The organism is Kitasatospora sp. NPDC001225 (assembly GCF_053597855.1).
The window spans coordinates 44,830-68,007 of record NZ_JBSFJC010000037.1 but is presented as its reverse complement, the minus strand read 5'-3'; the positions used below and the strand labels follow the sequence as shown (position 1 = coordinate 68,007).

At 73.4% G+C, this 23,178-nt stretch carries 26 protein-coding genes; 9 read left to right on the top strand and 17 right to left on the bottom strand.

What is annotated here, in order from left to right; genetic code table 11:
* Window positions 1–133 precede the first annotated feature (133 nt).
* Window positions 134–901, bottom strand: a complete 768-nt coding sequence (fabI, locus tag ACWDCZ_RS15710) for an enoyl-ACP reductase FabI (RefSeq protein WP_049652095.1) — start codon at window positions 899–901, stop codon at window positions 134–136.
* A 2-nt stretch (window positions 902–903) separates the two neighbouring features.
* On the bottom strand, window positions 904–1,623 hold the full coding sequence (gene fabG, locus ACWDCZ_RS15705) for a 3-oxoacyl-[acyl-carrier-protein] reductase (RefSeq protein ID WP_049652094.1): 720 nt from the start codon (window positions 1,621–1,623) through the stop codon (window positions 904–906).
* A gap of 313 nt (window positions 1,624–1,936) precedes the next feature.
* Between fabG and ACWDCZ_RS15700 the strand changes: the two genes are divergently transcribed.
* The 6 genes from ACWDCZ_RS15700 (at window position 1,937) to ACWDCZ_RS15675 (ending at window position 7,847) form a co-directional block, all read left to right on the top strand.
* Window positions 1,937–3,082 carry an MBL fold metallo-hydrolase gene (locus ACWDCZ_RS15700; RefSeq protein ID WP_380777730.1) on the top strand — a complete coding sequence of 382 codons (1,146 nt, stop codon included), beginning with the start codon at window positions 1,937–1,939 and terminating at the stop codon, window positions 3,080–3,082.
* 180 nt (window positions 3,083–3,262) lie between these two features.
* Window positions 3,263–4,816, top strand: a complete 1,554-nt coding sequence (locus ACWDCZ_RS15695) for a TldD/PmbA family protein (RefSeq protein ID WP_449816154.1) — start codon at window positions 3,263–3,265, stop codon at window positions 4,814–4,816.
* A complete protein-coding gene (locus ACWDCZ_RS15690) occupies window positions 4,816–6,213 on the top strand; it encodes a metallopeptidase TldD-related protein (RefSeq protein WP_074001599.1) in 1,398 nt (465 codons plus the stop codon). Before ACWDCZ_RS15695 ends, ACWDCZ_RS15690 begins: the two co-directional genes overlap by 1 nt.
* 31 nt (window positions 6,214–6,244) lie before the next feature.
* Window positions 6,245–6,793, top strand: a complete 549-nt coding sequence (locus tag ACWDCZ_RS15685; protein WP_117492063.1) for an RNA 2'-phosphotransferase — start codon at window positions 6,245–6,247, stop codon at window positions 6,791–6,793.
* 166 nt (window positions 6,794–6,959) lie between these two features.
* On the top strand, window positions 6,960–7,343 hold the full coding sequence (locus tag ACWDCZ_RS15680) for a DUF3099 domain-containing protein (protein ID WP_049653522.1): 384 nt from the start codon (window positions 6,960–6,962) through the stop codon (window positions 7,341–7,343).
* 264 nt (window positions 7,344–7,607) lie between these two features.
* Window positions 7,608–7,847: a hypothetical protein gene (locus tag ACWDCZ_RS15675; RefSeq protein WP_049653520.1), complete on the top strand. Its 240-nt coding sequence runs from the start codon at window positions 7,608–7,610 to the stop codon at window positions 7,845–7,847.
* Window positions 7,848–7,890: 43 nt separating this feature from the next.
* Here ACWDCZ_RS15675 and moaA read toward each other — a convergent pair whose 3' ends face one another.
* The 4 genes from moaA to ACWDCZ_RS15655 form a co-directional block, all read right to left on the bottom strand.
* Complete coding sequence (gene moaA, locus ACWDCZ_RS15670) at window positions 7,891–8,880, bottom strand: GTP 3',8-cyclase MoaA (protein WP_049653518.1); 990 nt, start codon at window positions 8,878–8,880, stop codon at window positions 7,891–7,893.
* Between the two features lie 76 nt (window positions 8,881–8,956).
* On the bottom strand, window positions 8,957–10,564 hold the full coding sequence (locus ACWDCZ_RS15665) for a solute symporter family protein (RefSeq protein WP_049653517.1): 1,608 nt from the start codon (window positions 10,562–10,564) through the stop codon (window positions 8,957–8,959).
* Window positions 10,561–10,920, bottom strand: coding sequence for a DUF485 domain-containing protein (locus ACWDCZ_RS15660; RefSeq protein ID WP_049653515.1), 360 nt, complete (start codon window positions 10,918–10,920; stop codon window positions 10,561–10,563). Before ACWDCZ_RS15660 ends, ACWDCZ_RS15665 begins: the two co-directional genes overlap by 4 nt.
* Window positions 10,921–11,212: 292 nt before the next feature.
* Entirely contained in the window at window positions 11,213–12,256 is a 1,044-nt protein-coding gene (locus ACWDCZ_RS15655) for a zinc-dependent alcohol dehydrogenase family protein (protein WP_049653512.1), read from the bottom strand.
* Between the two features lie 125 nt (window positions 12,257–12,381).
* On the opposite strand from ACWDCZ_RS15655, the gene ACWDCZ_RS15650 reads away from it, so the two are divergent.
* Complete coding sequence (locus ACWDCZ_RS15650; protein WP_449816153.1) at window positions 12,382–13,377, top strand: DEDDh family exonuclease; 996 nt, start codon at window positions 12,382–12,384, stop codon at window positions 13,375–13,377.
* A gap of 31 nt (window positions 13,378–13,408) precedes the next feature.
* Window positions 13,409–14,206: an SURF1 family cytochrome oxidase biogenesis protein gene (locus tag ACWDCZ_RS15645; RefSeq protein WP_074001604.1), complete on the top strand. Its 798-nt coding sequence runs from the start codon at window positions 13,409–13,411 to the stop codon at window positions 14,204–14,206.
* Here the strand turns inward: ACWDCZ_RS15645 and trxA are convergent.
* Together trxA and ACWDCZ_RS15635 are read right to left on the bottom strand one after the other, a co-directional pair.
* Window positions 14,203–14,535 (bottom strand): thioredoxin, encoded by a 333-nt coding sequence (gene trxA, locus ACWDCZ_RS15640; protein WP_049653505.1) that lies wholly within the window; start codon window positions 14,533–14,535, stop codon window positions 14,203–14,205. The two genes, ACWDCZ_RS15645 and trxA, sit on opposite strands and share 4 nt — an antisense overlap.
* A 3-nt stretch (window positions 14,536–14,538) precedes the next feature.
* The gene (locus ACWDCZ_RS15635) at window positions 14,539–14,946 is read right to left on the bottom strand and encodes a MerR family transcriptional regulator (protein ID WP_049653502.1); all 408 of its coding nucleotides are present in this window, start codon (window positions 14,944–14,946) and stop codon (window positions 14,539–14,541) included.
* A gap of 110 nt (window positions 14,947–15,056) precedes the next feature.
* Between ACWDCZ_RS15635 and ACWDCZ_RS15630 the strand changes: the two genes are divergently transcribed.
* On the top strand, window positions 15,057–15,818 hold the full coding sequence (locus ACWDCZ_RS15630) for an SDR family oxidoreductase (protein WP_375873303.1): 762 nt from the start codon (window positions 15,057–15,059) through the stop codon (window positions 15,816–15,818).
* Window positions 15,819–15,829: 11 nt separating this feature from the next.
* On the opposite strand, the gene ACWDCZ_RS15625 is transcribed toward ACWDCZ_RS15630, so the two are convergent.
* From ACWDCZ_RS15625 to ACWDCZ_RS15585, 9 genes are all read right to left on the bottom strand, one after another.
* Complete coding sequence (locus ACWDCZ_RS15625; RefSeq protein WP_143204497.1) at window positions 15,830–16,486, bottom strand: alkaline shock response membrane anchor protein AmaP; 657 nt, start codon at window positions 16,484–16,486, stop codon at window positions 15,830–15,832.
* On the bottom strand, window positions 16,483–17,136 hold the full coding sequence (locus ACWDCZ_RS15620; protein WP_449816152.1) for a DUF6286 domain-containing protein: 654 nt from the start codon (window positions 17,134–17,136) through the stop codon (window positions 16,483–16,485). Before ACWDCZ_RS15620 ends, ACWDCZ_RS15625 begins: the two co-directional genes overlap by 4 nt.
* Entirely contained in the window at window positions 17,133–17,450 is a 318-nt protein-coding gene (locus ACWDCZ_RS15615; RefSeq protein ID WP_241852790.1) for an Asp23/Gls24 family envelope stress response protein, read from the bottom strand. The genes ACWDCZ_RS15620 and ACWDCZ_RS15615 overlap by 4 nt, the downstream gene beginning before the upstream one ends.
* 89 nt (window positions 17,451–17,539) lie before the next feature.
* Window positions 17,540–17,731: a hypothetical protein gene (locus ACWDCZ_RS15610; RefSeq protein WP_049658455.1), complete on the bottom strand. Its 192-nt coding sequence runs from the start codon at window positions 17,729–17,731 to the stop codon at window positions 17,540–17,542.
* A gap of 61 nt (window positions 17,732–17,792) precedes the next feature.
* A complete protein-coding gene (locus ACWDCZ_RS15605) occupies window positions 17,793–18,281 on the bottom strand; it encodes an Asp23/Gls24 family envelope stress response protein (RefSeq protein ID WP_074001607.1) in 489 nt (162 codons plus the stop codon).
* Between the two features lie 193 nt (window positions 18,282–18,474).
* Entirely contained in the window at window positions 18,475–19,281 is an 807-nt protein-coding gene (locus tag ACWDCZ_RS15600) for an enoyl-CoA hydratase/isomerase family protein (RefSeq protein WP_449816151.1), read from the bottom strand.
* Between the two features lie 301 nt (window positions 19,282–19,582).
* Window positions 19,583–19,816 (bottom strand): helix-turn-helix domain-containing protein, encoded by a 234-nt coding sequence (locus tag ACWDCZ_RS15595; protein ID WP_049658450.1) that lies wholly within the window; start codon window positions 19,814–19,816, stop codon window positions 19,583–19,585.
* 327 nt (window positions 19,817–20,143) lie between these two features.
* Window positions 20,144–21,742 carry an ABC-F family ATP-binding cassette domain-containing protein gene (locus ACWDCZ_RS15590; protein WP_449816150.1) on the bottom strand — a complete coding sequence of 533 codons (1,599 nt, stop codon included), beginning with the start codon at window positions 21,740–21,742 and terminating at the stop codon, window positions 20,144–20,146.
* 236 nt (window positions 21,743–21,978) lie between these two features.
* Window positions 21,979–22,989, bottom strand: coding sequence for a PQQ-binding-like beta-propeller repeat protein (locus ACWDCZ_RS15585; RefSeq protein WP_117490068.1), 1,011 nt, complete (start codon window positions 22,987–22,989; stop codon window positions 21,979–21,981).
* Window positions 22,990–23,178: the final 189 nt, after the last annotated feature.

Sequence of the window (23,178 nt, the reverse complement as noted above, 5' to 3'; positions counted from 1 at the left end):
CTCTCCCTAACCGCCGGCCGCGCCATGGGGCCCGGCGCCCCCGGGGCCGTCTGCCCGCGCGGGAGTACACTCCCCCGGCCGGGCCCCGGCACCCCCGCGAGGGAGGGCCGGGCAGCGGCGTACGGGCGGAGCGTCAGGCGCCGATGGCGTGCAGACCGCCGTCGACGTGGATGATCTCGCCGGTGGTCTTCGGGAACCAGTCCGACAGCAGCGCGACGATGCCGCGGCCGGCCGGCTCCGGGTCGCTCAGGTCCCACTTCAGCGGGGAGCGGTGGTTCCAGGTGTCGGCCAGGTCGCCGAAGCCCGGGATGGACTTGGCGGCCATCGAGCCGATCGGACCGGCCGAGATCAGGTTGCAGCGGATGTCCCGGTCGCCCAGGTAGCGCGCCAGGTAGCGGTTGGTCGACTCCAGGGCGGCCTTGGCCGGGCCCATCCAGTCGTACTGCGGCCAGGCGTACTGCGCGTCGAAGGTCAGGCCGACCACCGAGCCGCCGTCCTGCATCAGCGGCAGCAGCGCCGTGGTCAGCGACTTCAGCGAGTACGCCGAGACGTGCATCGCGGTGGCCACGGACTCCCACGGGGTGTCCAGGAAGTTGCCGCCCAGCGCGTCCTGCGGGGCGAAGCCGATCGAGTGGACGATGCCGTCCAGGGTCGGCAGGTGCTCGCGGACCTGGTCGGCGATGCCGGCCAGCTGCTCCGGGTTGGAGACGTCCAGCTCCAGCACCTTGACCGGCTTCGGCAGCTTCCGGGCGATCCGCTCGGTCAGGCTCGGGCGCGGGAAGGCGGTGAGGATGATCTCCGCGCCCTGCTCCTGCGCGAGCTTGGCGGTGTGGAAGGCGATGGAGGACTCCATCAGCACACCGGTGATCAGGATCCGCTTGCCTTCGAGGATTCCACTCATGATCAGTGACCCATGCCCAATCCGCCGTCGACGGGAATGACGGCTCCAGTGATGTACGCGGCCTCGTCCGACCCGAGGAACCGCACGGTGGAGGCGACCTCTGCGGGCGCCGCGTAGCGGCCCAGCGGCACGCCCGCGACGATCTCCGCGCGGCGCTCGTCACTGAGCACGGCGGTCATGTCGGTGTCGACGAAGCCGGGGGCGACCACGTTGACGGTGATGTTGCGCGGGCCGAGCTCGCGCGCCAGCGACCGGGCGAAGCCGACCAGGCCGGCCTTGGAGGCGGCGTAGTTGGCCTGGCCCGGGGAGCCGGACAGGCCCACCACGGACGAGATCAGCACGACGCGGCCCTTCCTGGCGCGCATCATCAGCTTGGACGCGCGCTTGACCACCCGGAAGGTGCCGGTCAGGTTGGTGTCCACGACGGAGGTGAAGTCCTCCTCGGACATGCGCAGCATCAGCGTGTCCTTGGTGATGCCCGCGTTGGCGACCAGCACCTCGACCGCACCGTGCTTCTGCTCGATCTCGGTGAAGGCGGCGTCGACCTGCCCGGCGTCCGTGATGTCGCAGCGCACCGCGAGGACGTCGTACTTGGCCAGCGCCTCGGGCACCTCGCCCGAGCGGCTGGTGATGGCCACCTTGTCGCCCGCTTCGGCGAAGGCCTGGGCGATCGCGAGGCCGATGCCCCGGTTTCCTCCGGTGACGAGAACCGAGCGGCTCAACGATCCACCTCTCTCCGTGAGTGAGCGCGTACGTCGGAATGCGTACGCAGTGTGACGCTATCGGGCGGTCGGCGACGGCGGCGCATCGGTCTCCCACAGCGCCGCCCCGGCGGATCTGTCGCAATCCGACAATCCGTACCCGTCCGTGCCGTCCCGGCGACGGAGACCGCCCAGGCCCGGGCGCTGCCCGGATCGGGGCGACTGTACGGGAACAACACGGGCGGGCGCACCCGTTGCCCCCGTGGTGCGGGGCCGGCCCGGGACCGGCCGTACCGATCCCCGACCATCCCGGCGAGCGACGAAGGCAGAGCGGATGACCAAGGCACGGCCCCGGAGCACCCACCGACGCGGACGACTGCTGGCCCTCACCGCCCTGGCGGCCGGCCTGGGCGCGACCGCCTGGTCGCTGCGCGACCTGCCGGCGGCGTTCGGGCGACGGCCGGACGGCGAGCGCGAGGAGCGGGTGCGCAACTCCCCGCAGTACCGCGACGGCGTCTTCCACAACGCGCCCTCCGCGCTCGCCCGCGCCACCGGCGCCCCCGGCTTCGACGGCGCCACCGCCCGCCGGATGCTGTTCGAGCGGGCCGGCCGCGTCCCCGCCCACCCGGTGCCGACCGTCCGCCCCGCCACGCCGCCCGGGCCGGCCGCCGAGGGCGTGGAGGTCACCTGGTACGGGCACGCCTCCGCGCTGGTGGAGATCGAGGGCTTCCGGGTGCTGCTCGACCCGGTCTGGAGCGACCGCTGCTCCCCCGCCGCGCACGTCGGCCCCAAGCGGCTGCACCCGGTGCCGGTCGGGCTGGAGGAGCTGCCGCAGGTGGACGCGGTGCTGATCTCGCACGACCACTACGACCACCTGGACATGGCGACGGTCAAGCGCCTGGTGCGCAGCCAGTCCGCGCCCTTCGCGGTGCCGCTCGGCATCGGCGCCCACCTGCGCCGCTGGGGCGTCCCCGAGCACCGGATCATCGAGCTGGACTGGGACGAGACCTGCACCCTGGGCGACCTGGTGCTCACCCTGACCGCGGCGCACCACTTCTCCGGCCGCGGGCTGACCCGCAACACCACCCTGTGGGGCTCCTGGGTGATCGCCGGCCCGAAGCGCAAGGTCTTCTACACCGGCGACTCCGGCTACTTCGAGGGCTACGCCCGGATCGGCGCGCAGCACGGCCCGTTCGACGCCGCGCTGGTCCAGATCGGCGCCTACGACGCGGCCTGGGCGGACATCCACATGACCCCCGAGGACGCCGTCCTCGCGCACCGGGACCTGACCGCCGGCCTGCTGGTGCCGGTCCACTGGTGCACCTTCAACCTGGGCCTGCACCCGTGGGCCGAGCCGATCGAACGGCTGGTGAAGGCCGCCAAGGAGCAGGCCGTCCCGCTGGCCGTGCCGCGCCCCGGCGAGCGGGTCGACGTCGACAACCCGCCGGAGCTGGACGGCTGGTGGGAGACCGTCGGCTGACGGCCCGGGCCCGAGGGCCGCGGAGCCGGGCACCGGAGGCCCGACCGGACGGTCCCTCACTGCGGCGCACCGGTCGAAATGCGCTGGCCGGAAACCCGGTGGACGGGAAATGATGCGGTGCGGGCGCCCCTGTGGCGCCGCACCGCCACCCTCCGCGACCTGGGAGCCCGATTGCCTCCGATCCCTCCGGCCGATAGCTCCGGTGCCCCGCACGGGCGCGCCGTCGACCCGGCGTTCCTCGCCCTGCCGCTGCGGCCCCTCGCCGACGCCGCCCTCGCCCGCGCCCGCGAACTGGGCGCGAGCCACGCCGACTTCCGCCTGGAGCGGATCCGCAGCGCCTCCTGGCGGCTTCGCGACGCGCGCCCGGCCGGCACCTCCGACAGCGTGCAGCTCGGTTTCGCCGTCCGGGTGGTGCTGGACGGCGCCTGGGGCTTCGCCGCCGGTGTCGACCTCACCCCCGACGCGGCGGCCCGGGTCGCCGAGCAGGCCGTCGCGGTGGCCCGCCTCTCCGGCGGGATCAGCCGGGCGGCCGGCTCCACCGAGCGGGTCGAGCTGGCCGCCGAGCCGGTCCACCGGGACGTCACCTGGGTCTCCGCGTACGAGGTCAACCCCTTCGAGGTGCCGGACGCCGAGAAGACCGCGCTGCTCGCCGAGCGCAGCTCCCGGCTGCTGGCCGCCGAGGGCGTCTCGCACGTCCAGGCGGCCCTGCGGACCGTCCAGGAGAACAAGTTCTACGCGGACACCGCCGGCACGGTGACCACCCAGCAGCGGATCCGGGTGCACTCCGACCTGGAGGCCACCTCGGTCGACGAGCGCACCGGCGCCTTCGACTCGATGACGACCCTGGCCCCGCCGGTCGGCCGCGGCTACGAGTACGTCACCGGCACCGGCTGGGACTGGGACGCCGAACTCGCCGAACTGCCCGTCCTGCTGGCCGAGAAGATGCGGGCCCCGAGCGTCGAGGCCGGCCGCTACGACCTGGTGATCGACCCGACCAACCTCTGGCTGACCATCCACGAGTCGATCGGCCACGCCACCGAACTGGACCGCGCGCTCGGCTACGAGGCCGCCTACGCCGGCACCTCCTTCGCCACCTTCGACCAGCTCGGCTCGCTGAAGTACGGCTCCGAGCTGATGCACGTCACCGGCGACCGCACCGCCGAGCACGGCCTGTCCACCATCGGCTACGACGACGAGGGCGTGGCCACCCAGTCCTGGGACCTGGTCAGGGACGGCGTCCTGGTCGGCTACCAGCTCGACCGCCGCATCGCCGCGCTGAAGGGCTTCGAGCGCTCCAACGGCTGCGCCTTCGCCGACTCCCCCGCGCACGTCCCGGTGCAGCGGATGGCCAACGTCTCGCTCCGGCCGGCCGCCGACGGCCCGGACACCGCGGGCCTGGTCGGCCAGGTCGAGAACGGCCTCTACATCGTCGGCGACCGTTCCTGGTCGATCGACCAGCAGAGGTACAACTTCCAGTTCACGGGGCAGCGCGCCTACGCCATCAAGGACGGCGAACTCGCGGGCCAGGTCAAGGACTTCGCCTACCAGGCCACCACCACCGACTTCTGGGGCTCGATGGCGGCGGTCGGCGGCCCGCAGACCTACTTCCTCGGCGGCGCCTTCAACTGCGGCAAGGCGCAGCCCGGTCAGATCGCGGCGGTCAGCCACGGCTGCCCGTCGGCGCTGTTCCGCAACGTCAACGTGCTCAACACCCAGCAGGAGGCGGGTCACTGATGACCGCGAAGCAGCCCCACGAACTCGTCGAGCTGGCGCTCGGCCTCTCCCGCGCCGACGGCTGCGTGGTGATCGCCGACGAGGAGTCCACCGCCAACCTGCGCTGGGCCGGCAACGCCCTGACCACCAACGGCGTCACCCGCGGCCGCCGCCTCACCGTGATCGCCACCGTGGCCGGCGCCGAGGGCACCGCCTCCGGCGTGGTCTCCCGCGAGGCCGTCACCGCGGCGGAGGTGGAGGGCCTGGTACGGGCCGCCGAGGAGGCCGCCCGCGCGGCCGGACCGGCCGAGGACGCCCAGCCGCTGATCGCCGGCGGGCCCTCCTCGCCGGACTTCACCGAGCCGCCCGCGCTGACCTCCATCGAGGTGTTCGACGCCTTCGGCCCGGCCCTCGGCGAGGCCTTCGCCCGCGCCGCGGCCCAGGGCCAGCTCCTGTACGGCTTCGCCCGGCACGAGATGACCTCCAGCTACCTGGGCAGCTCCACCGGCCTGCGGCTGCGCCACGACCAGCCCACCGGCATGGTCGAGATCAACGCCAAGACCGCCGACCTCTCCAGCTCCGCCTGGGTGGGCGCCTCCACCCGGGACTTCGCCGACGTCGACGTCGCCGGCCTGCACACCGAGCTGACCAGGCGGCTCGGCTGGGGCGCCCGCAAGGTGGACCTGCCCGCCGGGCGGTACGAGGCGCTGCTGCCGCCCTCGGCCGTCGCCGACCTGCTGATCGTCCTCAACTGGTCCTCCGGCGGCCGGGACGCCCAGGAGGGCCGGACGGTCTTCTCCAAGCCCGGCGGAGGCACCCGGATCGGCGACAAGCTCAGCGCCCTGCCGCTGACCCTGCGCTCCGACCCGCGCGAACCCGGCCTGGAGGCCGCGCCGTTCGTGCTCACCCACTCCTCCGGCGGGGACTACTCGGTCTTCGACAACGGCCAGCCGATCACCGCCACCGAGTGGATCCGCGAGGGCGTGCTGAACGACCTGGTCACCACCCGCCACGCGGCCGCCCTCACCGGCCTGCCGCTGCGCCCGGCGATCGACAACCTCGTGCTGGAGACGGCCGACCAGGAGTCCGCGCCGACGCTGGACGAGATGATCGCCCGCACCGAGCGCGGCCTGCTGCTCACCTGCCTCTGGTACATCCGCGAGGTGGACCCGGCGACGCTGCTGCTCACCGGGCTCACCCGGGACGGCGTCTACCTGGTGGAGAACGGCGAGGTCGTCGGCGAGGTCAACAACTTCCGGTTCAACGAGTCCCCGGTGGACCTGCTGAACCGGATCACCGAGGTGGGCCGCACCGAACGCTGCCTGCCCCGCGAGTGGAGCGACAACGTCACCCGCACCGCGATGCCACCCGTGCGTGTCACGGACTTCAACATGAGTTCGGTCAGCCAGGCCTCTTAGCCGCTGACCGACGGGGGATACGAGAGACATGATGGACGAGAAGCGCCTGGTCAGGTCGAGCAAGATGCTGTCGCGGATCCTGCGGCACGAGCCCGGGCTGGCGGGGGTCGTGCTGGACGCGTCCGGCTGGGTCCGGGTCGACGAGCTGCTCGCCGGGCTCGCCGCCCGGGGCCGGCCGCTCACCCGCGCCGAGCTGGACCACGTCGTGGCGACCAACAACAAGCGCCGCTTCGGCTACTCGCCGGACGGTCTCTCGATCCGCGCCAACCAGGGCCACACGGTGGCGGTCGACCTCGGCCTGACCGCCACCGTGCCGCCGCCCGTGCTCTACCACGGCACCGCCGACCGGCACCTGGCGGCGATCTTCCGCGAGGGCCTGCGCCCGATGGCCCGCCAGGACGTCCACCTCTCGGCGGACACCGGGACGGCCACCGGGGTCGGCGCCCGGCACGGCCGTCCGGTGGTGCTGACCGTGAACGCGGCGGCGATGACGGCGGCCGGCCACGAGTTCCGGCTCAGCGAGAACGGCGTCTGGCTCACCGACGCCGTGCCCCCGCGGTACCTCTCCCGCCGCTCCTAGCGCCGCGCCGCACCGCCGAGGGCCTGTCCGCTCCGCCGGACAGGCCCTTCGCGTACCCGACCGGGTGGGTGCGGCCCACCCGGTCTCGTCGCCGGGTGCGCCCGGGCGTACCGTGAGGAGGCCGCGCGGCCAGGCGCGCGGGTGCGCGACGAGGGCGGTAGGACACATGGGCAAGAGCGCCGACGACGGGCAGGTCTTCCGGATCACGGGGGCGCGCAGCAGCCTCACCGAGGACGTCCGGGGACGCCAGCGCCGCTACGTCATCTCGATGCTGCTCCGCACGGTCTGCGTGCTGCTCGCGGTGGTGCTGTGGGACGTCCAGCGCTGGCTGGCGTTCGCGGCGCTGGCGGGCGCCGTCCTGCTGCCGTACTTCGCGGTGCTGATCGCCAACGCGGGCCGGGAGCGGGCCCCGGGGCTGCCGAGCACCTTCGACATCCCGCTGGACACCCCGCTGATGCTCGGCCCCGGTGGGACGGGTGGGGCTGGTGCGAAGGCTGGTACAGGAGAGGCAAAGGCCGTTCCCACCGATCCTTCACAGGACGTGGACTGACCGTCCGTTTCATGCCGCTTCATCCCCGTCCGGCTCAGCGAAAGCTCAAAAGAAGCTCAGATTAATCATGCAAGACCTCCCCATCCGAGGGTCTTGGCGTGACATACTGCGTACGCGCTCCGCATCCCCCGTCGGAGCGACGGACCGACGCCGGGCGGCTCCCCCCGTGGCTGCCCGGCGTCGCCATGCCCGGATCCGGTCGGCCCGGACGGGCGTGACAGACTGGCGGTGCAGACCCACCCGCCAATCGCTGAGGACGGCCCGATGGACACCCCGCAGACGCCGATCTGCTCCGCCAAGGGCTGCCGGACGGACGCCGGCTGGGTGCTGGTGTGGAACAACCCCAAGCTGCACACCCCGGACCGCCGCAAGACCTGGCTCGCCTGCGACGGGCACCGCGAGCACCTGTCCCAGTTCCTCTCGGTACGCGGCTTCCTCAAGGAGGTCGTCGCCTTCGCCGACTGGACCCCCGAGCCCGCCGAGGGCTCCGGGAAGCCGGCCTAGCGCCTGCCCGACCGGCTCAACCGGCCCAACCCGCTCGACCCGCTCAGCCGCCGATCGCGGACATCGGCCGCTCGGGCTGGAGGAACTCCGGGTCGTCGATCCCGGCCCCGGCCTTCTTGCCCCACATCGCCGCCCGCCACAGCGCGGCCAGTTCGGCGTCGTCCGCGCCGGAGCGCAGCGCGGTGCGCAGGTCGGTCTCGCCGGTCGCGAACAGGCAGTTGCGCACCTGGCCGTCGGCGGTCAGCCGGGTGCGGTCGCAGGCCCGGCAGAACGGCCGGGTGACCGAGGCGATCACGCCCACCCGGCCCGGGCCGCCGTCCACCAGCCAGCGCTCGGCGGGTGCCGCGCCCCGGCTCGCGGACGGCTCCGGGGTGAGTGTGAAGCGGGTGCGCAGCAGGTCCAGGATCTCCGTCGCGGTGACCATCGACGTACGGTCCCAGCCGTGCTGGGCGTCCAGCGGCATCTGCTCGATGAAGCGCAGCTCGTAGCCCCGCTCCAGGCACCAGGCCAGCAGGTCGGCCGCCTCGTGGTCGTTGACCCCGCGCATCAGCACCGCGTTCAGCTTCACCGGTGCCAGCCCGGCGGCCTCGGCGGCGGCCAGCCCGTCCAGGACGTCCTGGTGGCGGTGGCGGCGGGTGAGGGTGTGGAACACCTCGGGGTCGAGGGTGTCCAGCGAGACGTTGACCCGGTCCAGGCCGGCCTCGCGCAGCGCCGTCGCGGTGCGGGCCAGTCCGATGCCGTTGGTGGTCAGCGAGAGCTCCGGGCGCGGCTCCAGCTCCGAGCAGGCGGCGACGACGGCGACCAGTCCGGGACGCAGCAGCGGTTCGCCGCCGGTGAAGCGGACCTCGCGCACGCCCAGGTCGCGCACGGCCACGGTGACCAGCCGGACGATCTCCTCGTCGGTCAGCAGCTCGGGCTTGGCCAGCCACCGCAGGCCCTCCTCGGGCATGCAGTAGGTGCAGCGCAGGTTGCAGCGGTCCGTGAGGGAGACCCTCAGGTCGACGGCCTGGCGTCCGAAGGTGTCGAGCAGCACGTTCGTCCTTCCCCGAGATGCGGCCGGCCCGGCCACCGTCACGGCGGGCCGGGCCAGCATAGTCATCGCGGGACGATCAGTGGGCGCCCAGCCCGGTCAGCGAGCGGACCTCCAGTTCAGCGTACTTCGCCGCGTCGGGGCGTTCCCTGGACAGCAGCGTGCCGAGCCAGCCGGCCAGGAAGCCGACCGGGATGGAGACCAGGCCGGGGTTCTCCAGCGGGAACCAGTGGAAGTCGGAGTGCGGGAAGAGCGAGGTCTTCGCGCCGGAGACCACCGGGGAGAAGACCACCAGCGTCACCGAGGTGAGCAGTCCGGCGTAGACCGAGCTGACCGCGCCGACGGTGGTGAAGCGCTTCCAGAACAGCGAGTAGAGCAGGGTGGGCAGGTTCGCCGAGGCGGCGACGGCGAAGGCCAGCGCGACCAGGGCGGCGGTGTTGAGCTTGTCCGCGAAGAGGCTGAGCACGATCGCCACCGCCCCGATCGCGACCGCGGCCCACTTCGCCGACCGCACCTCCTCCTTCTCGCTCGCCTTCCCGCGCCGGATCACGTTGGCGTAGAGGTCGTGAGCGAAGGAGGCCGAGGAGGCGAGCGTGAGCCCGGCGACCACGGCCAGGATGGTGGCGAAGGCGACCGCCGAGATCACCGCGAGCAGGATCGCGCCGCCGGTGCTCCCGGCGCCCCCGCCGAGCGCCTCGGCCAGCTGCGGGGCCGCGGTGTTGCCCGCCGCGTTCGCCGCCTTGATCGCCTTGGAGCCGACCAGCGCGGCCGCGCCGAAGCCGAGCGCCAGGGTCATCAGGTAGAAGACGCCGATGATGCCGATCGCCCAGAGCACCGACTTCCGAGCCGCCTTGGCGGTGGGCACGGTGTAGAAGCGGACCAGGATGTGCGGCAGGCCGGCGGTGCCGAGCACCAGCGCGATGCCGAGGCTGATGAAGTCGAGCTTGGCGGTGCCGCTGCCGTACTTCTGCCCCGGTTGGAGGAAGGCCTCGCCCTTGCCGCTCGCGCTCGCCGCCGCGCCGAGCAGTTCGGAGGGGTTGAAGTGGTACTTGGCCAGTACCAGGACGGTCATCAGCGCGGCGCCGGCGATCAGCAGCACCGCCTTGACGATCTGCACCCAGGTGGTGCCCTTCATCCCTCCTATCACCACGTAGACGATCATCAGCGCGCCGACCCCGACGATGGTCCAGCGCTTGGCGGCGCCCCCCTCGGCCCCCAGCAGCAGGGCCACCAGGGTGCCGGCGCCGACCATCTGGGCGAGCAGGTAGAAGATCGACACCACGATGGTGGAGACGCCCGCCGCGGTGCGCACCGGGCGCTGGCGCATCCGGAACGCGAGCACGTCCGCCATCGTGAAGCGGCCGGAGTTGCGCAGCGGTTCGGCGATCAGCAGCAGGGCGACCAGCCAGGCGACCAGGAAGCCGATCGAGTAGAGGAAGCCGTCGTAGCCGCTGAGCGCGATGGTCCCGGCGATGCCGAGGAAGGAGGCGGCGGACATGTAGTCGCCGGAGATGGCCAGGCCGTTCTGGAAGCCGGTGAAGCCGCGGCCGCCGGCGTAGAAGTCGGCGGCGCTCCTGGTCTGCCGCCCGGCCCAGACGGTGATGCCGAGGGTGGCGAGGACGAACACGCCGAACAGGGCCATCGTCAGGCCGCGGTGCTCGGTGGCGGAGCTGGCGAGCAGGCTCATTCGGCGGACTCCCGGGGAGCGTGGACGACGGCGCCGTGCGCCTCGCGGATCGCCGCGGCGGGCGGGTCGATCCGCCGGTCCGCGTAGCGGGCGTACCAGGCGGCGATGGCGAAGGTGGTCACGAACTGCAGCAGCCCGAGGACCAGGGCCACGTTGACGTGCCCGAGGACCTTGGTGCGCATCAGTCCCGGGGCGTAGCAGGAGAGCAGGACGTAGAACAGGTACCAGAGCACGAAGCCGATGGTGACCGGGAAGGCGAAGCTCCGGAACGAGCGCCGCAGCGTACGGAACTCCTCGCTGTCGTCGATGAGTTGGGCTTCCGTGGCGGCGGTGGTGGTGAGCGGCGGCGAATCCACGCTGTCTCACTCCTTCGGCGTATTTGTCACACGGGGGGAACGATCGAACGTGAGGGGCGTCACATGTCTGGTGTGCGCCGCGCAATGCTAGGAGCGTCCTGCCCGCCCCGGAAGGGGTTGACCGCGATCAGTCGACCGTTCACCCCCTCGCACCATCCGATTGGCCGAAAAACAGCCCATCCCAGCGACCGCACCGCCCACGATCGGCCCCCGGAACCTCCCCGGAGAACGGCTCCGGCCCGTGCCGCGCCCCGAACGGGGCGGCACGGGCCGGAGCCGGGAGGCCGACGCCTCAGAAGGCGATCCGCACCTTCAGGGCCGAGCGGTCGTCCATCGCGCGGTAGCCGTCCGGAACGCCGTCCAGGCCGACGGTCCGGTCGAAGACCAGGCCCGGCTCGATGGCGCCCGAGAGGACGTCCGGCAGCAGCTCGGGGATGTACGCGCGGGCCGGGGCGACGCCGCCGTTCAGCGAAACGTTCCGGCCGAACATCTGACCGATGTCGACGCCCGCGCTGCCGCCGTGCGGCACCCCGACGTAGCCCACCGCGCCGCCGTCCCGGGCTATCGAGACGGCCGTCCGCATCGACTCCTCGGTGCCGACCGCCTCCAGCACCGCGTGCGCGCCCTGCCCGCCGGTCAGCTCCTTCACCGCCTCGACCGCGGCCTCGCCGCGCTCCGCCACCACGTCCGTCGCACCGAAGCGGCGGGCCAGCTCGGTGCGGGCCGTGTGCCGGCCCAGCGCGATGATCCGGCCCGCGCCCAGCCGGTGCGCCGCCAGGACGCCGCACAGGCCCACCGCGCCGTCGCCGACCACCGCGACCGTCGCCCCGGGCCGCACCCGCGCCGAGACCGCCGCGTGGTGCCCGGTGGACATCACGTCGGACAGCGCCAGCAGCCCGGGCAGCAGCTTCTCGTCGCCCGCCGCCTCCTTCGGCAGCTTCACCAGCGTCCCGTCCGCGAACGGCACCCGCACCGCCTCGCCCTGGCCGCCGTCCGAACCGACCTGCCCCCAGAACCCGCCGTGCGGGCAGGAGGTCTGGAGGCCTTCGAGACAGAAGTCACACACGCCGTCCGACCAGACGAACGGCGCCACCACGAAGTCGCCCTTGGCGAAGCCGCGCACCTCGGCGCCGACCTCCTCGACCACGCCGAGGAACTCGTGCCCGATCCGCTGCCCGGCCACCCGCTGCGCGACCCCGCGGTACGCCCACAGGTCGCTGCCGCAGATACAGGCGTTCACCACCCGGAGCACCACGTCCGTCGGGTACTGGATCACCGGGTCCGGGACTTCTTCGATCCGGATGTCGTTGGGGCCGTGAATCACGGTGGCACGCATGCGCTGTTCCTTAGCTGAACGGTCTCGACCAGGTGTACGACACCCCCGCTGACCACTCTATTCCGGCCGGTCGGTCGGAACATTCCGGCCGGAGCCCCCCGCCCGGCCCCTTATCCTGTTGGACCATGCAACCGATCCAGCCCGAGACGTACGGAGCGCCGCGGACCGCCCCGGTCCCCGCGCAGCGCTCCGCCGCCCCCGCCGGGGGCTTCGCGGTCGTCGACGTCGAGACCACCGGTCTCGGCCGCTCGGACCGCGTCATCTCGGCGGGCGTCTACCAGCTGGACCCGGACGGCGAGGTCGTCGACCACTGGTACACCCTGGTCAACCCCGAGCGGGACCCCGGCCCGGTCTGGATCCACGGCCTCACCGCCGAGCTGCTCGCCACCGCCCCGACCTTCCCGCAGATCGCCGAGGAGTTCGCCGCACGCCTGCACGACCGTGTCCTGGTCGCGCACAACGCGCTCTTCGACTGGAACATGATCTCCCGCGAGTTCTCCCGGGCCGGCCTGCGCGCCCCGGTCGAGCAGCGGCTGTGCACCATGGTCCTCTCCCGCGACCTGCGCCTGCCGCTGCCCAACGGCAAGCTGTCCTCGCTCGCCGCCCACTTCGGCGTCCGGCAGCGCCACGCCCACAACGCCCTGGACGACGCCCGGGTGCTCGCCGAGGCCTTCCGCCCCAGCCTGCACCTCGCCCGCGACGGCGGCGTGCCGCTGCCGCTGCAGAACTGCGTCGCGGTCACCGACCTCGGCGAGGAGGAGCCCACCACCCCAGGCCGCGGCAACTGGACCGGCGCCTCGTACCGCCAGGCCAAGAAGCGCCCGCCCTGCCCGTACCCCAACCCGGGGCGCTGGCAGGACGGCAAGCCGCTGGTCCAGGGCATGCGGGTGGCCATCACCGGCGACACCGCCACCGACCGCGAGGTCCTGGAGGACCGCGCGGTCGAGGCCGGCCTGCACATCGCCACCTCGGTGAGCCGCCTCACCAGCCTGCTGGTCACCAACGAGCCGGACAGCTGGAGCGGCAAGGCCCGCAAGGCCCGCGAGGTCGGCACCCCCGTCGTCGGCGAGGACGCCTTCCTCCAACTGCTGCGCGAGGTCGCCCCGCACCCCGGTGCGTGAGCCCGTTGTGAGGTCGGCGTACCGTTCCCATGTGTACCGTTTTCTGCTGACCCGACAGTGGCTGATCACCATGCTGGTCGCGCTGCTGCTGATCCCCGCGACGATCAAGCTGGGCTTCTGGCAGCTTCACCGCCACGAGGCACGGGTGGCCCGGAACGAGCTGATCGGCCAGGCCCTCACGGCCGCGCCGGTCCCCTTCGACACCCTGTCGCCGACCCCCGGCTTCGCGGTCCCCAAGGACCTCACCTGGCGCACGGTGACCGCCACCGGACAGTACGACCCGGCACACGAGTTCGTGGTCCGCAAGCGGACCGACTCCAGCGGGACCATCGGCTACTTCGTCGTGACCCCGTTCCGGCTCGCCGACGGCAAGGGCACCCTCCTGGTCAACCGCGGCTGGGTCGCCTCCGGCAACGGCGCCACCGAGTACCCGCCCGTCCCGGCCACCCCGGCCGGCGAGGTCGCCCTCACCGGCCGCCTGCGCGCCGAGGAGACCTACGGCGCCAGCGGCATCAAGGACCGCACCGGCCTGCCCGACCGCCAGTTCAACCTGATCAACACCGACGAGCAGGCCAAGCGGACCGGCGCCCCCCTCCTCGGCGGCTACCTCGAACTCGCCGGCACCACCCCGGCCCCGGCCGACCAGCCCCAGCTGGTCCCCGAGCCCAACCACTCCGACATCGGCCCGCACATGGCCTACGCCATCCAGTGGTGGCTGTTCACCGCGATGATCCCGGTCGGCGTCTGGGTCCTCGCCCGCCGCGAGGCCAAGGACCGCGCCAAGCAGGCCGCCGAGGCCGAGGTCCCGCTCGACGCCGTCCCCGCCTAGAGGACGTCCTCCAGCTCCCGCAGCAACCGCGCCTTCGCCCGCGCCCCCACCACCGACCGCACCGGCTGCCCGCCCCGGAACACCATCAGCGTCGGCATCGACAGCACCCCGTACGCCGCCTGGGTCCGCGGGTTGTGGTCCACGTCCAGGCTCACCACCCGCACCCGGTGCGCCTCCTCCCGCGCGATGTCCGCCAGCACCGGCGCCATCATCCGGCAGGGCGGGCACCAGTCCGCCGTGAAGTCCACCAGCACCGGACCCTCGGCCGCCAGCACCTCCGCGGCGAACGTCTCGTCCGTCACCGCCGGCACACCCGCGATCTCCACCACCGTCTACTCCTTCGCCAGTTCACAATGGGGCGGTTCCTCGACGGCGGCCAGCTCGTCCCGCGCCCGTACGGCCCGGTCGAACTGCCCCGCCACCTGCGCCCTTACGTCCTGGAGCCGGGCGATGCACTCGTCCAGCTCCCCCAGCTTCCGCCGGTACACCTCCAGCGAGGCCGGACACGAGTCCCCTTCCGGGTGCCCCGCCCGCAGGCACTCCACGAACGGCCTGGTCTCCTCCAGCCCGAACCCGAAGTCCTGCAGCATCCGGATCTCGCGCAGCAGCCTGAGGTCCGCCTCGTCGTACGCCCGGTACCCGTTGCCCGCCCGCCGGGCCGGCAACAACCCCAACTGCTCGTAGTACCGCAACGCCCGCGTGGTCGTCCCCGCCCGCTCCGCCAACTCCCCGATCCGCATGCCGGACCACTCCTCCCGCACTTCCGACGACGACCGTAAACCTTCCCCCCGGCGTCAACGCCAGCCCCCTCGACCCGCTCCCCACCCTCCACACCGGGCACTATGTCCCCATGGATCTCGGACTGAAGGACAAGGCCTACATCGTCACCGGCGCCACCCGGGGCCTCGGCCTCGCGAGCGCCCGCGAACTCGTCGCCGACGGCGCCCGCGTGCTCGTCAGCGGCCGCACCCGGCAAGCCGTCGACACCGCCGTCGCCGGACTCGAGACCCTCGGCACCGCCCACGGCCTCGTCGCCGACAACGCCGACCCCGACACCCCCGAGCGCCTCATCTCCGAGGCCCGGCACCGCTTCGGCCGGCTCGACGGCATCCTGATCAGCGTCGGCGGCCCCCAGGCCGGCCCCGTGGAGACCACCCCCGAGGAGGCCTGGCGGGACGCCTTCGAGTCCGTCTTCCTCGGCGCCCTGCGCCTCGCCCGCGCCACCGCCGCCGCGCTCCCCGACGGCGGGGTGATCGCCTTCGTGCTCTCCAGCTCGGTCCGCCAGCCGATCCCCGGCCTGGGCATCTCCAACGGTCTGCGCCCGGGTCTCGCCATGGCCGCCAAGGCCCTCGCCGACGAGCTCGGCCCCCGCGGCATCCGGGTGCTCGGCCTGCTCCCGGCCCGGATCGACACCGACCGGGTCCGCGAGCTCGACGGCCTCGCCGCCGACCCCGACGCGGCCCGCGCCCAGGCCACCGCCTCGATCCCGCTGGGCCGCTACGGCACCCCCGAGGAGTTCGGCAAGGTCGCCGCCTTCCTGCTCTCCCCCGCCGCCTCCTACCTGACCGGCATCATGGTCCCCGTCGACGGCGGCGCCCTCCGCGGCCTCTGAGCCCGACCCGCCTACTCCACCCGCGCCTGCCCGCGCCCCCGCCGACCGCGCCGCCCCCGCCCGGGCCGCGGCTCGGCGTGGGCCGCCTGGAGGACCCGGATCCGCAGGTCGGCCGGCAGCTCCGCCAGCCGCAGGCTCCCGCACGCGTCCGTCCGGGGCCCGTCCTCGAAGTGCTCCACCAGCGCGGCCGGATCCCCGCCCGGCCGCAGCCGCACCGCCCCGCGCAGCCTCGGGTGCCCCGGCGCCCGCACCAGCCGCACCCCGGCCCGTTCGACGTCCGGCAGCACCGCCGTCCCGTTCTCCAGCGCCTCCTCCAGCGCCCGCGCACCGACCCGCAGCCGCAGCCCGCTCACCCCCGGCGTCGGCACCGCGATGCTCGACAGCCCGCTGCGCCGCAGCTGCGCCACCAGCCACCACGCCATCCCCGCCACCAGGGCGGTCAGTCCGCCGATCACCGTCGGCCACCACCACGACGACGCCACCCACCGCCCCCGGGAACGCGCGCTCACCACCGGCTGGTCGGGTGAGGTGAGCGGCCACCACTGCGGCGGGTGGACGCCCAGCCGCCGGTACAGGTCGAGCCCGCCCGCCAGCACCAGCACCCCGGCCGCCAGCAGCACCGCCCCCACCACCCCCAGCACCACCCGGTTGACGACCGTCCTCCTCACCCGGCCGCCCCCTCGCCGCCGGCCGCCCCGGCCCCCGTCCCGGAACCGGTGGTCCCCGCCCCCGGGTCCTCCCCCACCACGTCCCCGGTCCCCCGCCCCGTCCGCACGTCCAGCCGCAGCGGCCGCCCCAGCCCCACCCGCTCCAGCTCGTCCCGCAACTGCCGCTGCACCAGCGCCGGGTCCGCCACCCCCTCCAGCGAGATCCGGACCCGCCGCCGCCCGACCCGGATCCGCAGGCGGTCGATCCCGTCCAGGCCCGCCGCCCGGTCCGCGAGCAGGTGTCCGACCCCGGCCCGGTCGACGGCCGCGGTCGTCCCCCCGTAGGGCCGCAGCACGAGCCACCGTCGCAGCCCGGGCGCGACGGCGAGCCACAGCAGCCACCCGCCGAGCGCGGTCGCCGCTCCGGCCCCCACCAGCACCGCCAGGTCGTCGAGGTGGCGGGTCGCCAGCTCGTCCGCGATCTGCGCCCGCCACCGCCGCGCCGGCTGCCCCACCCGTACGGCGACCACGTCGTACAGCAGCGCCCCCGCCACCACCAGCACCGCCGTCGCCACCAGGGCCGCCGCGGCCGTACGGGGCGCCCGCAGCCGCCTGACCTTCTCCGGCCGGGCCCCCGGCACCGCCTCCGGCCCGGGCACCTCCTCGGTCACGAGGCGCCCCCCGTCACCAACTTCTCGACCACGACGACGACTTCCGACACCCTCGTCCCGGTCAGCCCCACCACCCGCTCCGCGATCCGCGTCCGAACGGCCCCGGCCAGCGCCGCGATGTCCGAGGGGAACGGCAGCTCGACCGCCACCCGGACCGTCACCGTGCTCCCCGGTACGGTCACCGAGACGTGCGGCGGCGCCCCCTTCGCCCGCCCGGCGGGCCAGGCCTCGGTCAGCACCTCCCGGACGGCCCGGGCCGCGATCCGCGCGTACACCCGGTCGGCGACCCGGAGCCGCCCCCGGCGCCCCGGCACGGAACCGGAACCAGAACCGGAACCCGGGCCGCGGCCCGGTACGGAACCCGACCCGGAGAGCGCGGCCGGAGCCGACGCGGGGCCCGCCATCAGCGGCGCCGGTCGCGGCCGCGGAGCAGGTCCCCGAGTTCGCCCAGCTCGATGTCGCCCTCCAGCAGGCGCCCGAGCACGAATCCGACCAGCCCGAGCGCGGCCACCAGCAGGAAGGCCGCGAACCCGCCGAAGTACCCGGCGAAGCCGAGGGCCATGCCCACCACCAGGCCGACGATGGCCAGGTTCATCCGCTACTCCCTCGTGTCCCGCTGCCTCGTCGGGTCCGCCGTCGGTCCGCCGCCGAACGCGCTACTTGAGCTTCGGCCGCTGCCCGGAGGGCGCCACCGGCTCCTCTTCCTCCTCGAACTCCGGTTCGTCCGGGAGGTGGACGTCGTTGACCGCGATGTTGACCTCGACGACCTCCAGGCCGGTCATCCGCTCCACCGCGTTGATGATGTTCTCCCGCACCTGGCGGGCGAGTTCGGGAATGACCACGCCGTACTCGACCACCAGGGCGATGTCGATCGCGGTCTGCTTCTCGCCGACCTCCGCCTTGATGCCCCGCCCGACGCTGGGCTTGCCGCCGGGCACCCGGTCCCGCATCGCGCCGAAGGTGCGGGCGAGCCCGGAGCCGAGCGCGTGGATCCCGGCGACCTCGCGGGCCGCCATCCCGGCGATCTTCTCCACCACGCCGACGGCCAGCGCGGTGCGGCCACGCTCCCCCACCGGCTTGGCACCGCCGCCGGCCCCCGGCGGACCGGGGTTCGGGGCGCTGCCGCTGCCGGTGTGCTTGGGCATGGTCGCGGGCGTCGGAGTGTCAGGCATGGGTGCTTCTCCCGTCGTACGGCACCAGCTATATCGCAAACCTCCCCAACTCTGGCATTTCGCCACGATCCCCGCCCGGCGAGCACCGGCGGCCCGCCGGGGGCACGGGAAAGGGCCCGGCCCCGGGGAATCCCCCCGGGCCGGGCCCCGCGTCATCACCGTGCGGTCAGTCGCCGATCCCGGCGAGCTCCCGCAGCCGACGGGCCTGCGCCGCCCGTTCGGCCGAACGCTGCTCGTCGAAGGAGCGCCCGGCGGCGCCCTGCAGCAGCGCCTTGGTCTCGATCACCGCGCCGCGCGGAGCGGCCAGCAGCGCCGCCGCGAGGTCCCGGGCGGCGGCGTCCAGTTCCTCGCCCGGCACCACCAGGTTGGCCAGTCCGATCGCGGCGGCCTCCTCGGCCCCCACCCAGCGGCCGGTCGCGCAGATCTCCAGCGCCCGCGCGTAGCCGACGAGTTCGGTGAGCGGCTTGGTGCCGGCCAGGTCCGGGACGAGGCCCAGCGAGGTCTCCTTCATCGCGAACTGGACATCCTCGGCGACCACCCGCAGGTCGCAGCCGAGGGCCAGCTGGAAGCCCGCGCCGACGGCGTGGCCCTGGACCGCCGCGACGGAGACCAGGTCCGGACGGCGCCACCAGGTGAAGGCCTCCTGGTACGAGGCGATGGCGGCGTCCAGCTCCTGATCGGAGGAGGCGGCGAGCTGGAGGAAGGTGGGCTCGCCCGGGATGCCCTCGGGGGTGAACATGGCCCGGTCCAGCCCGGCGGAGAAGGAGACCCCCTCCGCGCGCAGCAGCACCACCCGGACGCTGCCGGGAAGGTCGCACCCGGCGGCGGCGAGGGCGCGCCAGAGCGCGGGCGACTGGGCGTTGCGCCGCTTGGGTCGGCACAGGGTGACGACGGCGAGTTCACCGTGGATCTCCAGGCGGACGCCGTCCCGCTCCCAGCTCGGGGCCTGCGGGTCGGTGGCGGGAGCGGTCATGCGGGGAACCTCCGGTGGCGAGGGACGTGGCTACCGGAGAGTAACAAACCTCGACGCGCAAGGGCAGGGGCCCCGACCGGGAAGGATCGACGGGGCCCGGGGCACTCGGCGGGGGAACGAAGGAGACGGTCCCGGGAGAAATGAACGGACTTCGGAAAACGGGGGACGGACGACACCCCGGACATGACGATCGGCGGCCGGTCCACACGACCCGAGGGCGGACGCCCGGCTGAATGGTCAACCGTCGTCTCCTCGGTCGGCGTCCTGCCGCCGCGTCATCCAGCCAATGGCTGACGAACCGTCAGGAACTGGCCCCGGCAGTCGCTTTGTTCTTGCCCCGCGTGGCACCGCCGCGGCCCCGGAGAATGACTCCGGATTCGCTCAGCATCCGGTGCACGAAGCCGTACGAACGACCGGTCTCCTCCGCGAGAGCGCGAATGCTCGCCCCGGAGTCGTACTTCTTCTTGAGATCGGCCGCGAGCTTCTCACGCGCGGCACCGGTCACCCGGCTGCCCTTTTTCAGAGTCTCGGCCACCCGTGCCTCCTCGTAGCGTTGCTCGGTCAGATTCCCATGATCACCCATCCACCGCGTCCTGGCCACCCATTCGACAAGGTCGATGTCGGAATTGCGTGGTCCACCGGTGGTGATCCGAGCGCAGCAGGGCGCTCACACAGAGTGCGCGCCCCCGGACTGATGCCGCCGTTTGCCGAAAAAGAGCTGATCAGCAGCGTCGGCCCGACCACGATCGAGTGGCGGGCCGACGGAAAGTCCTTAAACGGAATCCAGGTCTACTTCATTCCCGGACACGCCGAAAGGACTAGATATTCTCATCCAAAAAGCGGATCTCGCGTCTACTTCCGGTCAGGCCAGCGAGACCAGATCGGCGTAGCCCGGGTTCCACAGGTCCTCCACGCCGTCCGGCAGCAGGATGATCCGCTCCGGGTCGAGCGCCTCGACCGCGCCCTCGTCGTGGGTGACCAGCACGACGGCGCCGGAGAACTCGCGCAGCGCGCCCAGGATCTCCTCGCGGCTGGCCGGGTCGAGGTTGTTGGTGGGCTCGTCGAGCAGCAGCACGTTGGCGGAGGAGACCACCAGGGTGGCCAGCGCCAGACGGGTCTTCTCACCACCGGAGAGCACCCCGGCCGGCTTGTCCACGTCGTCCCCGGAGAACAGGAAGGAGCCGAGGATCTTGCGGATCTGCACCAGGTCGGTGTCCGGCGCGGCCGAGCGCATGTTCTCCAGGACGCTGCGGTCCGGGTCGAGCGTCTCGTGCTCCTGGGCGTAGTAGCCGATCTTCAGGCCGTGGCCCGGGATCACCTCGCCGGTGTCCGGCGCCTCCACCCCGGCCAGCATCCGCAGCAGGGTGGTCTTGCCGGCGCCGTTGAAGCCCAGCACGACGACCCGGGAGCCCCGGTCGATCGCCAGGTCGACGTCGGTGAAGATCTCCAGCGAGCCGTAGGACTTGGACAGGCCGCTGGCGGTCAGCGGGGTCTTGCCGCAGGGGGCCGGGTCGGGGAAGCGCAGCTTGGCGACCTTGTCGTTCACCCGGACCTGCTCCAGGCCGGAGAGCAGCTTGTCGGCGCGGCGGGCCATGTTCTGCGCGGCCACCGTCTTGGTCGCCTTGGCGCGCATCTTGTCGGCCTGCGCGTTCAGGGTCGCGGCCTTCTTCTCGGCGTTGGCCCGCTCGCGCTTGCGGCGCTTCTCGTCGTCCTCGCGCTGCTGCTGGTACTGCTTCCAGCCCATGTTGTAGACGTCGATGGCGGAGCGGTTGGCGTCCAGGTAGAAGACCTTGTTGACGACCGTCTCGACCAGGTCGACGTCGTGCGAGATGACGATGAAGCCACCCTTGTACGTCTTCAGGAAGTCCCGCAGCCAGACGATCGAGTCCGCGTCCAGGTGGTTGGTGGGCTCGTCGAGCAGCAGCACGTCGGAGTCCGAGAAGAGGATCCGGGCGAGCTCGACGCGGCGGCGCTGACCACCGGAGAGGGTGTGCAGCGGCTGGGCGAGGATGCGGTCCGGCAGGCCCAGCGCGGCGGCGATGGTGGCGGCCTCGGCCTCGGCGGCGTACCCGCCCTTGGTGAGGAACTCGGTCTCCAGCCGGGCGTACTTCTTCATCGCGTTGTCCCGGGTGGCGCCCTGGCCGTTGGCCATCCGGTCCTCGTTCTCGCGCATCTTCCTCAGCACGGTGTCGAGGCCGCGGGCGGACAGGATGCGGTCCTTGGCGAGGACGTCCAGGTCGCCGGTGCGCGGGTCCTGCGGGAGGTAGCCGACCTCGCCCGAACGGGTGACGGTTCCGGCGGCCGGCAGGCCCTCGCCGGCCAGCACCTTGGTGAGCGTCGTCTTGCCGGCGCCGTTGCGGCCGACCAGGCCGATCCGGTCACCGGCGGCGACCTTGAAGCTCGCGGACTCGATCAGGATCCGGGCACCGGCACGCAGTTCGAGGGCGTTGGCGGAAATCATGGCTGGGGACTACTCCTGGGACGTGGGCGGGCGGCCGGGTGCGACGGACCCGGGGCCGGGTTGGCATGAGGGGGGCTTCATCGGCGGTCGGCGCGGCCCTCGCGGCGCCGCCGCCCGCTATTGCCCGGAGAAGATAGCCATGGCGGCAAGTCTACCGGGCCCCGTACCGCCCCCGGGGAAGTACCGCCCAGGGGTATCCACCGGCCCGCCGGCCCACCGACCGGGGGCCGTCCCGGCTACTGGGGCTGCCCGGCCGGCTGGTCCCCCGCGGGGGCTCCGGCGGCCGCCGGGGCGTCCGGGGCCGGGTTCCCGGCCGGGTCCTGGCCGGCGGCCGGGTCCGCCGCGCAGCCGCCCTGCGGCCGGACCGCCGCGAACGGCGCCCCCACACTGCCGCAGGCCGTCTCGGGCGCGGCCGCCTTGGTGTCGAACACCCGGGGCGGGACGACCGGGCCGTCGGTGATCTCCACCCGGCTGCGGTCCAGCACCTTGACCGTGGCCGTCGGGCCGGTGCTCGTCGACCAGCCGTTGCTGTCCAGCCGGTAGCCGGTGATGCCGCCGGAGACGGCCTGCCCGCCGCTGTTGGTGCAGGTGCGCGGGATCAGCACGGCGTAGTCGGTGTGGACGGCGCGCAGCGGGTCGTAGACGCAGCCGCCGGAGGGCTTGTCGTTGTAGCGCAGGTCGCCGTCGGCGTCGCGCAGGCCCATGGTGAGGTTCGGGGTGACCAGGGCCAGCCAGGGCGAGCCGTCCCGCTGGACGGTGTGCAGCGCGGCCGCGGCCCGCTGCTTGGCGAGCGCCTTGCGCTGGGCGTCGGTCCGCTTGTCGGCGCCGGGCTCGCCGTCGCCGTGCAGCCAGTCGGCCAGGCCGGGCACCACCCGGTGCCAGCGCACCTCGTGGTCGCCGGGGCGCACCGAGGTGACCATGCCGTCGTCCCAGACCACGATCGCGTTGTCGCCGGCCATCGCCAGGTAGAGCGCCTCGACGCCCTCGCGGCGGTAGGACCAGGCCTGCTCGCCGGTCTGCTGGTGGAAGGCCTCCAGGCCCGGGCCCACCCGCAGGTCGAGGTCGGCCGAGCCGAGCGACTCGGAGTTCACCGGCGTCGCCCCCGCGTCGCCCGGCCCCGCGACCCGGTCGCCGAACGGCACCGGCTTGTTCGCGTGCGCCGCCGCCCCGGCCGCAAGGACCAGCACCACCGCCGAGGCAGGCAGGATCGAGCGGGGGGTCAGTACACGCAGAGGCTTCCAGGACACGGCCGGAGCGTACCTTTCACCGGGTACGCGAGTCAGCCCGGTTCCGCCGCCGCCGGGCCCCGCCGGGCGTCCACCGGGCCCCGCGCGCCCGCCCGCCCACCTGCGCCGTCGGGGCCGTGGCCGCTCCGCCGGGTCCGCCGGAGCGGGCCGGACGGGCCCGGCCGGACCGTTACAGATCTGATACCTGAG